Genomic DNA, 14,260 nt, shown 5'->3' with positions numbered 1-14,260 from the left:
GCTCTAAAGCCGCTAAGCTAAAGAGCTGGGTTTTAACACCGTAAATTGAAACTCAGTGATGCAGAGATAACTTGAACTTATAGATCTCTTAACAATAAAAACTCATCGATATTATCCAGTAACAGTCGGGTGAGTTGAGGATCAAATTGCTCACCACTCTGCTCCTCAAAATAGTCCATTACATCGGTTATGCTCCATGGCTCTCGATAGCAACGCGGGCTGAGTAACGCATCAAACACATCCACTATCGCCGTAATTCGAGCAAAAATATGAATGCTACTGCCAACTTTATTATTTGGATACCCTTTACCATTCCAGTACTCGTGATGATCCAAAGCGATCATAGCCGCTAACCCCATCAACTCCCCTTCACTATTGGAGAGCAATTGATGCCCAATGACGGTATGTGTTTCAACAATCAGTCTTTCATTATCCGTGAGTGCCCTCGCTTTCATCAAAATCTCCCGCGGTACACCGATTTTGCCAATATCGTGCATAGGACTAAGCTTCTCAATCACACGCTGCTCATGCTTTGTTAACCCAGCAAATCGCGCTAGTAGCCCCGTCATTTCTGCCACACTATTAATGTGATGACCAATGCCCCCTGAATGCGCCTCTATCGCATCACTCAATAGATGAATAAAGTTCTTCTGTTCTGCCAGATTCTGTTCCTGAATTTCGATTAGCTGCTGTTTTTGCCGGTTAATTTTACGCTTTCTCTTCAATGAAATAGACAAGATCAAGATGACGATCATCAATAAGACCAGCACCACCAGCAAGAACGAAAGTATCCGTATATTTTTTTCTACATAAGACTTAGGCTTGCCAATTACATAGGCCTCTTCAGGCAGCAACGACATAGGAATTTGGTAACGATCAATTGAAGAGAAGTTAAAAACGGCTGCATGTTCTTTTTCTACCGACATGGTGACATTAATAGACTCGGGCAGTTTCGCCCCTAACAACTCCACCGCCTGTACCCCCATTTTATAGGAACGATTTACGTAACCACCCAGCACATCTCCCTGAATATAAAACTCCCAGAAAACAAAGATTGGTGCCGCACTTTTTGCAGAAAGCCGTCTCGCTACTTCCTCGTATCCATAGTAGGTACCCGTATCTAATTCGGTATTGAAATGCGTCAGCAATACTGCATCATCCGGGGAGATTTTCGATAACGTATTTCCTGCTTGAGCTAAGCTTTCACTGCGGATTTCAGCCAAAGCGATATCCGTATGTTTAGCCAGTTCAGTCAATATTTTTTCACGAGTGATTTTTGAGGTAACACTATAGTCAGAGAGAAAATAGAGTGTTTTGAGGTTGGGTCGTAGTCGTTTTATTAAGCGAATATTTTCGACAATATAATCATTTTCATAGATAACCGTTCCTTTACTGGTTGATGAGTAAAGGCTGGCTTCTATATTGTTGATACCCACAGCAACCGTAGGTAAGCCTTTTAAATTATCTAGCTTCAGACTATTAAAAAAGGTCAAGGCATTGTCGTCTGTGAGTATTACACCATCAAACTCGTAGCTATTGTATTTGTACTTAATGTACTCCCTCATGTATTTATAATATTCAGGGTTGCTAATGCGCTTAGTATCCAAATACTCTACCGAGAGCTTGATCGGTTGTGATGCGGTTTTAATTGCGTCTTCTATGCCATGCTGTGAATCTACCGTCCAGCCATAGGATGCATCGTAAGAGTGCAAAACCAATATATTTTGCATACTTTTAGCAAATAAAACCGCAGGTGAAAGCAGTAACCATAAAGTTAAAAAGCCATATACTGTTTTACAACATCTAACCCTTAACCTATTGTTCATACTTATCACATTCCTTGCTGTATGCTCCTTTTTAGTATAGTTCGATATTCAACGAGTTCACCATGAAAGCGCATAACTAGATGAATTTTTTATTAATCAGCAAAGAATTAAGGCAGCATGTAGGCCATTGATGTACCAAAACGCTTTATGTGTCGCCACTTTCTTGCCAACGTGGATGAGGTAGAATAATAGCGTTCAGAGAACTTCTGCGTTCCACTCTCCAGCTCTTCAACACTCATCTTACTTGGCTGATAAACAGCATGAACACCGTCATACAGAGACCAGTCTCGTGTCAAAATTCGCCCTTGTTGTTCAAGATCTTGATACAGAGGTGTTCCTGGAAATGGAATCATGATTACCGGATGACAAACATCCAGATCCACATCGTGAATATAGTCCCATGTTTGGTCGAAAATATCCGTCTCGTGCTCATCAAAACCAAACAACATGCAGGAGTCTACCACTATGTTGTGTTGATGAAGCTTGTCGATATACTCTTTCGATTTATGGATATTATTAAAGCCTTTCGCCGCTTCTTTAAGTGCCCCTTTAGAAGGGGTTTCTAATCCCACTAATAGATAACTCAGACCGCTTTTGCTGGCAGCAACCAACAACTCTTCATCGTCAGCAAAGCGTAGGTTAGTTTCCGCCACCCATTGAATATTTAAAGGTGTCATCGCCTCAAATAACTCCAAGCAGTATTCTCTATCTGACGTTAAATTATCCGCCTTGAGCTCAATATATTGAGCACCACTACGCTTAATCTCATCCACCACTTGTCCGATAGGTCGATAAGTCTGACTATCAAAAAAACGCGGAATGGTGCAGTAGTTACATTTAAAACGACAGCCGCGAGAAACCATAACCGACCAGATATTCTTATACACTCCGGCAGATAGGTATCGCGTTGGGTAAGGGTTAAGCTGAGCGAGATCGTAAGGTGACGACGATTGATAAATAGGTTGCATTTTATTGGCTGAGACATCCAACAAAATCTGCGGCCATAAAGCATCAGATTCGCCTTTAATAATAGCGTGAGCGTGCAACAAGGCTTCTTGTGGCATAAACGTTGTGTGCAGCCCAGCCAAAATAACTTTTACTCCGTTCGACATCAGATTGTCCGCGAGAGAATATGCTCTTATCGCATCAGGAGTGGACATAAAAATAACCGCAAGATCAACAGACAGCTTGTCAGGGCATTTCTTTGCTGATGTCTCATCGTACATTACGATATCGGCAATACCTTCCAACACAGCAGCGGCAGAAAAGATACTCTGTGGCGGCGCACCCACATACTTTTTATACTCTTTAAAATCACTCTGCTGGCTTGCTTTAATCAGTGCAATTTTCATGGTCGTCTCCAAATCTCATTCTATATCGAAGCACAACTTACACCCCAAATCGTTAAGATTTCGTTACCGTTCCGTTGTCATTAACGCCAATAAAAAACCCTCAACGGTTAAGCAGAACCAATTGAGGGTTTCAGATAATTTATACGATAGATTTATTGAACAGGATTAACTGTCATCTGCTTCTCCAAGCGCTACCCAAGTATCCAATACCGTATCGGGGTTTAGAGATAAGGAGTTGATACCTTCACTGATCAACCATTGAGCGAAATCTTGGTGGTCTGAAGGACCTTGTCCACATATGCCAACATACTTCCCTGCTCGGTTAGCAGCGTCGATGGCCAGCTTGAGCATCGCTTTCACTGCCAAGTTACGTTCGTCGAAAAGATGGGCGACGTCGCCAGAATCTCTATCCAAACCAAGAGTTAACTGAGTCATGTCGTTAGAGCCGATAGAAAAACCATCAAAGTACTTTAGAAACTCATCCGCCAGTACCGCGTTGGAAGGTAGCTCACACATCATAATGACCTTCAGTCCGTTATCAGCGCGTTTTAAGCCATATTTTGCCAGCAAATCAATCACTGATGAAGCTTCTGATGGCGTTCGAACAAATGGGATCATGATCTCGACATTGTTCAACCCCATGTCATTACGCACTCGCTTAATCGCGGCGGTTTCCAGTTCAAAACAGTCCTCAAACTCAGGAGAAACATAACGAGATGCGCCCCTAAAACCGAGCATTGGGTTCTCTTCATGCGGTTCGTACTGCTTACCGCCAATCAAGTTACTGTACTCGTTAGATTTAAAATCCGACATTCTCACTATCACGCGCTTAGGCCAGAACGCTCCTGCAATGGTAGCGATACCTTCAGTCAGCTTAGCAATATAAAACTCAACCGGATCCGCATAGCCGGCAATCATCTGGTCAATTTTCTGTTTGATTTCACTAGGCTGTTGTTGGTAGTTAAGCAAGGCTTTAGGGTGAATACCTATCATTTTATTGATAATAAACTCTAAGCGAGCTAACCCCACCCCTTCATTCGGAATACAAGCAAAATCAAATGCTCTGTCAGGATTACCCACGTTCATCATCATCTTGGCGGGCAGTTGCGGCAGTTTCCCAACTTCTGAGCGACGAATATCAAACTGCAACTCCCCTTGATAAACATGGCCTGTTTCACCTTCCGCACATGAAACCGTCACCCGTTGTTGATCTTGTAACTGCTCGGTTGCGTCATGACAACCTACAATAGCTGGAATGCCAAGTTCACGAGCGATTATCGCCGCATGACAAGTTCTTCCTCCTCGGTTTGTCACAATAGCGGACGCTTTTTTCATGACCGGTTCCCAATCAGGATCCGTCATGTCTGTCACCAATACGTCCCCTTTCTGCACCAGTTCCATCTCGCTCAGGTCACTCACTAACCTTACTGGGCCAACTCCAACTCTCTGGCCTATCGCTCGCCCTTCAACAAGCACTTCGGCTTTGTCTTTCAGTTGGAAACGTTCAATTACATCGGCACTATTTTGCGAGCACACAGTCTCTGGACGAGCCTGAACAATAAGCAGCTCGTTACTGACACCATCTTTGGCCCACTCAATATCCATGGCACAACCGTAATGTTGCTCAATAATCAGCGCTTGCTTAGCAAGAGAAAGAACGTCTTGGTCATCAAGTGAAAATTGAGTTTGTTCATTAGCGTCGGTGTCACAAATGGCGACTTGCTTCCCTAGTGCGCTGCTATCGCCATAAATCATCTTACTTCGCTTCGAACCGAGTGTTTTTCTCAAAATGGCGTCGTTACCCATTTTAAGCATCGGCTTATGTACATAAAACTCATCAGGATTGACCGCTCCCTGAACCACCATCTCTCCAAGACCCCATGATGAGGTGATAAACACCACTTGATCAAAACCAGATTCAGTATCAAGAGTAAACATAACCCCTGATGCTCCTCTGTCCGACCGCACCATTCGCTGGATCCCTGCAGAGAGCGCAACACCGCGATGATCAAAACCTTGGTGAACGCGGTATGAGATCGCCCTATCGTTAAACAGTGAAGCAAAAACGTGTTTGGTCGCTTCAATGACGGATTCTATGCCTGCAACATTTAAAAATGTTTCTTGCTGACCGGCAAAAGAGGCATCCGGTAAATCTTCCGCGGTAGCAGATGAACGGACAGCAACAGAAATCGATTGGTCACCATCCAACAACTGCGTGTAGCAGTCGCGTATATCCTGCTCTAACGCAGGTGGAAAAGGAGCTTGTAGAATCCACTCTCTGATGGTTTCTCCCGCCTGCCTTAGCGCGGCGACGTCATCCACATCCAGCGTATCTAAAATGCTATGAATTCGTTCATCCAATCCTTCAAAATCTAAGAACTGATTAAACGCATACGATGTTGTTGCAAATCCATTTGGGACAGACACTCCGGCCTTTGCCAAACTAGATACCATTTCACCAAGTGACGCATTTTTTCCGCCAACCTTATCAACATCCTTCATTGATAGAGTGTTGAACCAAAGTACGTTCTTTTCCACGTTTTTCTCCTATGCTTAACAGCAAATGATGTAGGGGGTAAGCAACGAAAATGAGACGTTTCTCTTATTCCAATATTGAGAAGTGTGACCATTAATCCGATTGCTTGATAGAGTTATCAGTATTATCCTTATACAAATATAAAATATTTTTGAAAGATTCAACAAAATATGCAAAAAACTATCGAAAGACGTGACGTGTTTTATATTTCTGATGGAACAGCCATCACATGTGAAACATTAGGAAATGCTGTATTAGGCCAATTTTCATTTAAAATTCACGAGCAAACGATTCCCTTTGTGGAAAACAGTGAAATGGCGTATCAGGCGTTGCAACATATTAAACAGGCGAAAGAAAAGACCGGCACTTCTCCCGTGGTGTTTCTTTCTACCGTGATTCCAGAAGTCAAAGCAATTATCATGACGGCGGATGCTCATATTTATGATATTTTGAGCATGTTGACTAAGCCTATTCAGCAAGACCTACAGCTAGAAGCCAAACCTAAGCTTCAGCGTTCGCGTAGCGTAGGAAAAGATGAGAAAGCCTACTATGACCGAATTTCTGCCATTGAGTACACGTTAAGCCATGATGACGGCGTATCTTTGAAAGGAATTGAGCAAGCGGACATTATTTTGCTGGGTGTCTCTAGAAGTGGCAAAACACCAACCAGTTTATATATGGCACTGCATTTTGGATTGCGGGTGATCAACTACCCGTTTATTAGTGACGATATACCCTCTTTAGCGTTAGCAGATATTTTTCAAGTCTATCGGCATAAACTGTTTGGTTTAACCATCAATAAAGAGAGATTGGCTGAGATTAGAAATGAACGTTTAGCCAACAGCGTCTACGCCAGTGAAAAGCAGTGTGCCGAAGAGCTACACAGCGTTGAGCAACTGTTCCGTCGTGAAGCGATCCCCTATATCAATACCTCTTCACTATCGGTAGAAGAGATCTCTGCACGAATATTGCAGCAAACGGGACTAAAAGGACGTCTTTACTAGCAAAAAATGGGCGAGCGCCCATTTTAATTTATATATTCAGATAAATGGCAATCATTAACATGGTAAAGAGTCTATATAAAACTCTTCAACAAACATGTAGTGTTTATTAGTTAATGCACCTTCTATACGACTATAGTAACTATTTGGAATATCAGGATAAACTGTTTTTAATTTATGATAAGCATTAGCAGAACCTAAATTCTTTAATTCATCAACGCTTTTAATACCAATATTATGTAAAGATAGCGCCAAGCTTTTAGTAATATTAGTCATGTTTTCTATAGAGGCCACACGAGGTGATTCACCTAAATTATACCAGTAGTACATCACTCGCTTTAGTAACTCTAAACAACTGTTAGAGATTGGTAATGAACAATCTTCATGAATCGATAAATAGGACATGGTTTTGGTCACTGTTGAATAGTCACAAACTACCTGACCATTCTCTTGCAACAGTCGCTCTTTAAGCTGTTTACTATTACCGTATTTAAGCGCCAGTCGGCCATCGATAACCATTGCAAAAGCATGACCATTTAGGCTTAAAACATGATACTTAAACATGTAGTGTACTTGAATGTTGCTTCGAGAGATCTCGCAAAAATCCGCGATACTATCTAAAACAAAATCTTCGTTGGGAAAGGGTACGATATTTTCCATATTGACAAATATATTACCTAGTAATTAATAAGAACAGGCCGTCATTCCTTTAAAAAAGAAAAATAGAGCGCGGCGATTAACAACAAAGATATAATAAATCACCTCGGCAGCTCAATAGCGACACACTATATTTTTATATTAACAATTATTATTGTGAGATATCTCACCTGAGTAATAATAGACTAATTAAATAAATATCAGCATATAGAAATATCAATGGTAATTTTCACACACCTTATTCATATTTTTTAATAAAACTTAATACTATTTAAAAGAATAAAAGGCAGCTAATGCTGCCTTTTCCATTACTCTTGCAAAACATTACTCTCGCAAAAGTTTGCTTAGAATGTCTCCCAACTAAAAAAATCCTAGCGGATTAACATCATAGCTAACCAGTAAGTTTTTGGTGTTTTGGTAATGATCTAGCATCATCTTGTGCGTCTCGCGACCAATACCTGATTTCTTGTAGCCACCAAACGCGGCATGAGCAGGATAAGCGTGGTAACAGTTAATCCATATTCTTCCCGCTTCTATATTGCGCCCCATTCGATAAGCTAGGTTTTGATCTCGTGTCCATACACCCGCACCTAAACCATATTCCGTATCATTTGCGATGGCTAACGCTTCTTGCTCATCTTTAAAGGTCGTGATTGCAATCACGGGTCCAAAAATCTCTTCTTGGAACACGCGCATTGAGTTATCACCTTTTAACATGGTTGGCTGGATATAGTAACCAGAATCAAGGTCACCCTCCTGTACCGCAGGCTCACCACCGACTAACACTTCCGCACCTTCTTGGCGGCCTATCTCTAAGTAGCTAAGAATCTTATCAAATTGCTCTTGAGACGCTTGTGCACCAACCTGCGTGGATACATCCAGAGGATCTCCCTGTACGATGGTTTTAGCACGCTCTACCACTTTCGCGATAAACTTATCGTAAATGGACTCCTGCACAAGAACACGCGATGGACAAGTACACACTTCCCCTTGGTTAAAGAACGCAAGTAACATCCCTTCGACACATTTATCCAAATAATCATCTTCATGATCAAACACATCGGCAAAATAGATATTCGGGGATTTCCCCCCTAGTTCAACGGTAGACGGAATCAAGCTTTCTGCCGCACACTTCAATATATGGTGACCAATTTCCGTAGAACCAGTAAAGGCAAGCTTTGCGACTCGCTCACTGGTTGCCAACGCTTGCCCCGCTTCATGGCCAAAGCCATTAACCACGTTCACCACACCCGCTGGTAATATATCGGCGATTTTTTCAATCAAAACGAGAATAGAAGTCGGCGTCTGTTCTGCAGGTTTCAGCACCACACAACACCCCGCAGCAAGTGCTGGAGCAAGTTTCCAAGCAGCCATAAGCATAGGGAAGTTCCACGGAATGATCTGCCCTACAACCCCAACAGGTTCAGGAAAATGGTAACTCGCGGTGTTAACATCTAGCTCAGCCGCAGAACCTTCTTGAGCACGAATGCATCCAGCAAAGTAGCGGAAGTGATCCACCACCAATGGCAGATCCGCCGCTAGGGTTTCTCTAACTGGCTTACCGTTTTCCCAAGTTTCAGCCACTGCGAGCTCTTCTAAATGCTGCTCTACTCTATCGGCTATTTTCAATAAGATATTTGAGCGCTCTGCAACGCTGGTAGATCCCCATGATGCTCTCGCTGCATGAGCGGCATCAAGCGCTAAATTGATATCTTCTTCCGTAGAGCGAGCCACTTTACAAAATGCTTTGCCATTAACTGGCGAAAGGTTATCAAAATATTCTCCTTTTACCGGTGCTACCCATTCACCACCAATAAAATTATTGTAAGTCGAGTTGAAGCTAACGACTGAACCTTCCGTTCCTGGTTGAGCATAGATCATAAAATATTCCCTTGTTTTAGCTGAGTTAGACACACTCCACATCCGGAGTATGACCTCACCTAACGCAAGTCACAGGCCAACTTTACAAAACTTGATCACAACAACATGTAACACTATGATTACATTTCATTAACAAGTCGTATAAATTTAACTAGGCAAGGATCGTTATCAGTCAAGCCGTGTTCAAGTGTCACCAATTGACACACCCTTATTGTTACAAAATGGAACAGTTATGCAGCTCCCTACAAATGAAACAACTGATTGGCTTAATTGCTCATGGATGAGAAGCAGTGATGCAGGTTTACACGAACGGCGTTTACCTCAGGAAGCGAGAGTCAAAAAATCACAGCTCAACGAACGCAGAGCGATGTTAGCGACGTTGATTAGTGCAGTTGAAAAGCTGGCACTTCCTTTCTTCAATCAGCTGTTCGCCAGAACCAATAGTCGGCTCATTTTAACCGATACCGATGGCGTGATTATTGGATCATGGGGACAAAAACAGTTTCAAAGTAAGCTCACCACCATAGCATTGGAAAGTGGCGTTTGCTGGAGAGAGAACTTAAAAGGCACCAACGCCATTGGTACCGCTATCGTAGAGGAAAAACCGATCTCCATTATTGGTGACCAACACTTTATTCATCAACACCGCTTTATCAGCTGTACCGCTAGCCCTATCTTCGACCACAATAACAATATGTTAGCGATATTAGATATCACCAGTGAACAGCAAGTTCACCATGCCAATACCCAACACCTTATTCAAAATATGGTACAAAACATTGAGAGTGAGCTGTTATGTCAGTTGCCACAAGGCACATTGCGGGTTGATCTTGCCATGGATAACTCCATTCTAAATAGCGGCTGGCAAGGTATTGTTATTGCTGACCAGCAAGGGCAGATCATCGCGCACAATAAAGTCGCCTCACAACTGCTTGAACATGAACAGATGATAGGCAGGCCGATTGAACACCTCCTGCAACAAGAACAGCAAAGCTTTGTGTTTAAAATTCACCCTCTTTCAGAACAGAAGAAACAGAGTTCCACCACCTACTCTCAAGCTTGTTCTCTCCACTACGGTGATGAGAGAGTTGAGCACGGTTGGCAACAAGCAAGCAAGGTCATTAATAAACAGATTAATCTCCTCATTTTAGGTGAAACGGGTGTCGGCAAAGGCGAATTTGTTAAAGCATTGCATAAACAGAGCAACCGCAAACAAGGACCGTTAGTGGTGGTTAACTGCGGTGCTTTACCAAAGGACTTGGTTGAATCTGAACTGTTTGGTTACGCTCCCGGCGCGTTTACAGGTGCTAACAGTAAAGGCTATCAAGGCAAGGTGCGTCAGGCAGACAAAGGCATACTCTTTTTAGATGAAATCGCCGACATGCCCTTAGATGCTCAGTGCCGATTACTGCACGTATTACAAGACAAGGAGGTGGTTCCTGTTGGTTCAAATAAGAAGATTGATGTGGATATTCAGGTCATCGCGGCGACGCACAAAAACCTAGAGCAGCAAGTAGAACTTGGTTTATTTCGGCAAGATCTCTACTACCGACTCAATGGTTTGTTAATTGAAATCCCACCGTTAAGGAACCGAAAGGACAAAGTGGCGCTGATCAACAAACTACACCAGAAACACGCATTAACAGAACAAACACTTAGCCCTGATCTTGTCGAGCTATTAACGCAATATCCATGGCCGGGGAATATTCGCCAATTGGATAATGTTATTAAAGTGGCATCACTTTTAGCCAGTGACGAAACGGTTCTCTGCCTTAAACATATACCCGATAACATCGCCCGTGAGATAACCACCACCACACCCAATAACACGACTGCAGAGACAAATTTGCAAACCACAATTGAAGACAAGTTACTTGCGACTTACCAAGCAAACCAAGGCAATATAAGCCGCACCTCTAAAATATTGGGAGTAAGCAGAAATACCATCTACCGAAAGCTAAAGAAGCTTGGGATGTAGTTTAATATTCTCAAACATAGTGATAGAGACTGATACGCAAAAATAATCAGGAAGGAATTCGTGGTTTTGCTCGTTTGGAAGTACATGAGTAGGCTTAGTTGCGTTACGGCGCGTTGTCACCAGCCTTAATCCCCTAACTGTATTTACACTGTGGCTGTGTTCTTATACTCAAGTGACATCAAGGTGCTTGCGTATATAGTAATAACGATAATAACCGACCAAATTACTGGTAATAAAAAGCACTTCCATCACAACCGCTGTTGGAGAGCCAACCATATAGTTGTGTATTAACCACAGAGCAGTACCGATTATCATTAACTCTCTTAAACGACGGTCATCTTTATTAAATGCAGCAACCGTCTGAAAAACCGATGCGAAGCAACTAATAACACTTACTAATCCAGAATAAGTAACAACGGCAGAAATAACGGAAGCAGTACAAAAGGCATATTTTAACTTTTGAGAAGTAGAGAATATGCTCACCAAATACCTGACTGTAGCAATGATCATAAGAGTTGCCGCCGTCCATTGTTCAAGCAAAATGAAATGGCTGGAAATCAAACTACCCGCAAAAAATAGGCAAGTTACAATTTTTTTCCTATCTTTGAATTGGAATGACATCAAATCAAACCCAATAGCCACTGCAACTAAAATCTGAGATAAAAAAAATGGTGTCACAAAAACTCCTATTGATATATCGCCGCAGCTAAGTGTGAGTCAGGCAAACTTCATACTGACGACTCGCTAGATGGTTCATACTACTCATAATTAAAATGCCACTCAGGACATTTCTATCGTAAACGCTTAGTTATGTTTGTTTCTCAAGTTTGAGTTCACCGGTCACCTTAGCCAAACGTAACGCTACGGCAAAACAGACCAAGTATGGGCTGATATACCAAAAGACTTGCTCCATAGGATGCTTTACTTGCGCTGAAATCGTTTTGTTATACTGATTTTTTTGCTGATTGTACTGCTCAAGCATACCCTTGACCCAAACTACATCATCTTCAATCCATTCCAGACTAAGACCATCGGTTGGGAAGCTTCGACGACTCACTTGGGGCAATGAACTAAAATCTAACGACTTTAGCTGCTTGGCTATGGATAGATACCAACGACAAGGGTCTGAATATATGTCTTCTCCACTAACTGATGTGATTCCCGAACACATATCACCTCTGATCTGTCGAACAGAGAAGTCATGAATAGATTCAAGAGTAGTCACTGCGCGAGTTTGTTCAGTTGCCGCCCAGTTTCCGGCTACAACGGAGCGAATTTCAGACACGGCACCCAACATACCAATACCAGCTAACAAAGGCCAAAGATAATCTATGTATTTCCATCTACGTTTACAGAGGTTAAATCCGCACCAAATAGGCAAATGAAATGCTAACACCAAAGCACTGGTAAGCAGCACAAAGTGTAAAGAGTTAGAGAGCATAAACTCACTCTCAAAAAAGCTTCCCATAGGCTATCAACTCCTCCATAAACAGATGCCGCGGTAAGTCGTTTTCAACGCGGTCATCCAGCCTAAACTATTGCTGCTTAAATACCAAAACCTAACCTTAAGTTATAAGTTCCAAGCTCAACCTAACTCACCGACAATGCCTTGTTAGCCGATTTTTTCGCCTACCAGCGACTTCGACACTAACCAACGTAATGCTACCAAGGCCGCAACAGAACAGACACCTTCATCATTAGAATCAATAAACCGGAGCTCTTCAATTTCGGCATCAGCCGCTAACTCCCCTGAGAATTCCGCAAAATAACAAGTTAGTTTGACAGATACACCTTCTGCTTTGCCATCAGCTTGAGCAACGAAAGTTTCCATGTATTCGATGCTATCTGCAGACAGTTCAACAGACAACTCTTCTCTGATTTCACGTATTAGTGCGTCACTGTCACTTTCACCGAGTTCACGTTTACCACCGGGAAGATAGAAAAGATTTTTCCCCTTAGATCGAACAGCCAACAACTTGCCATCTTGAACCAAAACCCACGCCAGCTTATCAATAACCTTACTCATTTTACCGCCTCAAACTGAAATATTATGTCAATCACCCAATGCCGCGTTAATACATAAGCAACGCGGCCACTGAGTCTAACCTATTGTGCTGCCATCACTAAAGCTGATTCAAAGCAAAATTGCAGTGCGTTGCCAATCTCTATTAAATTTTTTACTAGCCGATACTCTCAAGGGCAATCCTCGATGCTTTTAATTGATGTTACTATACGCTATTCGATACCAACAACAGCCAATGAGACACGATTAATGTCAGCTCAAAAACCTCGATTAGATGAAGTAATGCTCGCTTTCCAAGTTATCCCAAGAGTTAAAGAAGGGAACAATTTTGAAGTCGTCGATAAGGCGATTCAAGTTGTTAAAGCATCTGGTGTTCCATTCCAAGTGAGTGCAATGGAAACCACATTAAAAGGTGAGTTAAACCAATTGCTTGAAATCGTAAAAGACGCACAACAAGCGTGTTACGATGCGGGTGCTGTAGAAGTAATAACCAACATTAAGATTCACAGTAAAACCGACGCTGCTACCGACACTTTTTGCACCTATGACAGAGGTGTAACCAAAGCCAACCACATGTTTGTAGACAACTAAACTGATTGTTATGCCGTCACTGATGTTTTCGACGTGACGGCTAATGTCACATTAAGTATCTTTTTCATAACTAGAAATGATTGTGGTATGGAAAACTGATTTATCAAAATACTGAGCTTTCACTTTTACATATTCACTATCAGAGAAAAAGGTATCTGCTGAAGTTTGGTTAGGAAAGTGAATAGTAAATACTCGATTTATAGGGGTATCAACTTCAGCTAACAGCACTTCGGAAACAACAAAATCGAAACCAAATCCACCGCCATATGAAGTTAAGATAGGTTTCATAGCAGCCCTATAGTCAGCGTATATAGACCCTGTAAATAATTCTGTGTAACTGCCATTGGTTACAAGTATTCAGTTAATCGGTCTTCGAACATAATCATAAAGCGGTTCAGCGCTTGCTTCCAGTTTC

At 42.2% G+C, this 14,260-nt stretch carries 12 protein-coding genes; 3 read left to right on the top strand and 9 right to left on the bottom strand.

Features of this window, described 5'->3' with window-relative positions:
- Window positions 1-77 precede the first annotated feature (77 nt).
- The 3 genes from F0227_RS14640 to ppsA form a co-directional block, all read right to left on the bottom strand.
- The gene (locus F0227_RS14640) at window positions 78-1,730 is read right to left on the bottom strand and encodes an HD domain-containing phosphohydrolase (protein ID WP_171753971.1); all 1,653 of its coding nucleotides are present in this window, start codon (window positions 1,728-1,730) and stop codon (window positions 78-80) included.
- A gap of 203 nt (window positions 1,731-1,933) precedes the next feature.
- Entirely contained in the window at window positions 1,934-3,178 is a 1,245-nt protein-coding gene (locus F0227_RS14635; RefSeq protein WP_171753970.1) for a radical SAM protein, read from the bottom strand.
- A gap of 165 nt (window positions 3,179-3,343) precedes the next feature.
- Window positions 3,344-5,716 (bottom strand): phosphoenolpyruvate synthase, encoded by a 2,373-nt coding sequence (ppsA, locus tag F0227_RS14630; protein ID WP_171753969.1) that lies wholly within the window; start codon window positions 5,714-5,716, stop codon window positions 3,344-3,346.
- A gap of 168 nt (window positions 5,717-5,884) precedes the next feature.
- On the opposite strand from ppsA, the gene F0227_RS14625 reads away from it, so the two are divergent.
- Window positions 5,885-6,718: a pyruvate, water dikinase regulatory protein gene (locus F0227_RS14625; RefSeq protein ID WP_171753968.1), complete on the top strand. Its 834-nt coding sequence runs from the start codon at window positions 5,885-5,887 to the stop codon at window positions 6,716-6,718.
- Between the two features lie 54 nt (window positions 6,719-6,772).
- On the opposite strand, the gene F0227_RS14620 is transcribed toward F0227_RS14625, so the two are convergent.
- The gene (locus F0227_RS14620) at window positions 6,773-7,375 is read right to left on the bottom strand and encodes a TfoX/Sxy family DNA transformation protein (protein ID WP_171753967.1); all 603 of its coding nucleotides are present in this window, start codon (window positions 7,373-7,375) and stop codon (window positions 6,773-6,775) included.
- 357 nt (window positions 7,376-7,732) lie between these two features.
- On the bottom strand, window positions 7,733-9,253 hold the full coding sequence (locus F0227_RS14615; protein ID WP_171753966.1) for an aldehyde dehydrogenase family protein: 1,521 nt from the start codon (window positions 9,251-9,253) through the stop codon (window positions 7,733-7,735).
- 232 nt (window positions 9,254-9,485) lie between these two features.
- On the opposite strand from F0227_RS14615, the gene F0227_RS14610 reads away from it, so the two are divergent.
- The gene (locus F0227_RS14610; protein WP_171753965.1) at window positions 9,486-11,231 is read left to right on the top strand and encodes a sigma-54-dependent Fis family transcriptional regulator; all 1,746 of its coding nucleotides are present in this window, start codon (window positions 9,486-9,488) and stop codon (window positions 11,229-11,231) included.
- A gap of 168 nt (window positions 11,232-11,399) precedes the next feature.
- Here F0227_RS14610 and F0227_RS14605 read toward each other — a convergent pair whose 3' ends face one another.
- The 3 genes from F0227_RS14605 to F0227_RS14595 form a co-directional block, all read right to left on the bottom strand.
- Window positions 11,400-11,909 carry a YgjV family protein gene (locus F0227_RS14605; protein WP_171753964.1) on the bottom strand — a complete coding sequence of 170 codons (510 nt, stop codon included), beginning with the start codon at window positions 11,907-11,909 and terminating at the stop codon, window positions 11,400-11,402.
- Window positions 11,910-12,039: 130 nt separating this feature from the next.
- Window positions 12,040-12,699 (bottom strand): hypothetical protein, encoded by a 660-nt coding sequence (locus tag F0227_RS14600; protein WP_171753963.1) that lies wholly within the window; start codon window positions 12,697-12,699, stop codon window positions 12,040-12,042.
- 144 nt (window positions 12,700-12,843) lie between these two features.
- The gene (locus F0227_RS14595) at window positions 12,844-13,257 is read right to left on the bottom strand and encodes an NUDIX domain-containing protein (protein WP_171753962.1); all 414 of its coding nucleotides are present in this window, start codon (window positions 13,255-13,257) and stop codon (window positions 12,844-12,846) included.
- Between the two features lie 279 nt (window positions 13,258-13,536).
- Between F0227_RS14595 and F0227_RS14590 the strand changes: the two genes are divergently transcribed.
- On the top strand, window positions 13,537-13,845 hold the full coding sequence (locus F0227_RS14590) for a thiamine-binding protein (RefSeq protein WP_216613436.1): 309 nt from the start codon (window positions 13,537-13,539) through the stop codon (window positions 13,843-13,845).
- Between the two features lie 51 nt (window positions 13,846-13,896).
- Here F0227_RS14590 and F0227_RS14585 read toward each other — a convergent pair whose 3' ends face one another.
- On the bottom strand, window positions 13,897-14,157 hold the full coding sequence (locus tag F0227_RS14585; RefSeq protein ID WP_345775810.1) for a DUF1330 domain-containing protein: 261 nt from the start codon (window positions 14,155-14,157) through the stop codon (window positions 13,897-13,899).
- Window positions 14,158-14,260 lie beyond the last annotated feature (103 nt).

This window comes from Vibrio sp. 99-8-1, assembly GCF_013114595.1.
Lineage (GTDB): Bacteria > Pseudomonadota > Gammaproteobacteria > Enterobacterales > Vibrionaceae > Vibrio.
This window is presented reverse-complemented; position numbering and strand designations above follow the sequence as displayed.

What these genes read in the sequence shown, in the direction of transcription:
- F0227_RS14640 (WP_171753971.1), bottom strand. Translation starts at nt 1,730, where the DNA reads ATGCAAAATATATTGGTTTTGCACTCTTACGATGCATCCTATGGCTGG.
- F0227_RS14635 (WP_171753970.1), bottom strand. Translation starts at nt 3,178, where the DNA reads ATGAAAATTGCACTGATTAAAGCAAGCCAGCAGAGTGATTTTAAAGAG.
- F0227_RS14625 (WP_171753968.1), top strand. Translation starts at nt 5,885, where the DNA reads ATGCAAAAAACTATCGAAAGACGTGACGTGTTTTATATTTCTGATGGA.
- F0227_RS14620 (WP_171753967.1), bottom strand. Translation starts at nt 7,375, where the DNA reads ATGGAAAATATCGTACCCTTTCCCAACGAAGATTTTGTTTTAGATAGT.
- F0227_RS14615 (WP_171753966.1), bottom strand. Translation starts at nt 9,253, where the DNA reads ATGATCTATGCTCAACCAGGAACGGAAGGTTCAGTCGTTAGCTTCAAC.
- F0227_RS14610 (WP_171753965.1), top strand. Translation starts at nt 9,486, where the DNA reads ATGCAGCTCCCTACAAATGAAACAACTGATTGGCTTAATTGCTCATGG.
- F0227_RS14600 (WP_171753963.1), bottom strand. Translation starts at nt 12,699, where the DNA reads ATGGGAAGCTTTTTTGAGAGTGAGTTTATGCTCTCTAACTCTTTACAC.
- F0227_RS14595 (WP_171753962.1), bottom strand. Translation starts at nt 13,257, where the DNA reads ATGAGTAAGGTTATTGATAAGCTGGCGTGGGTTTTGGTTCAAGATGGC.
- F0227_RS14590 (WP_216613436.1), top strand. Translation starts at nt 13,537, where the DNA reads ATGCTCGCTTTCCAAGTTATCCCAAGAGTTAAAGAAGGGAACAATTTT.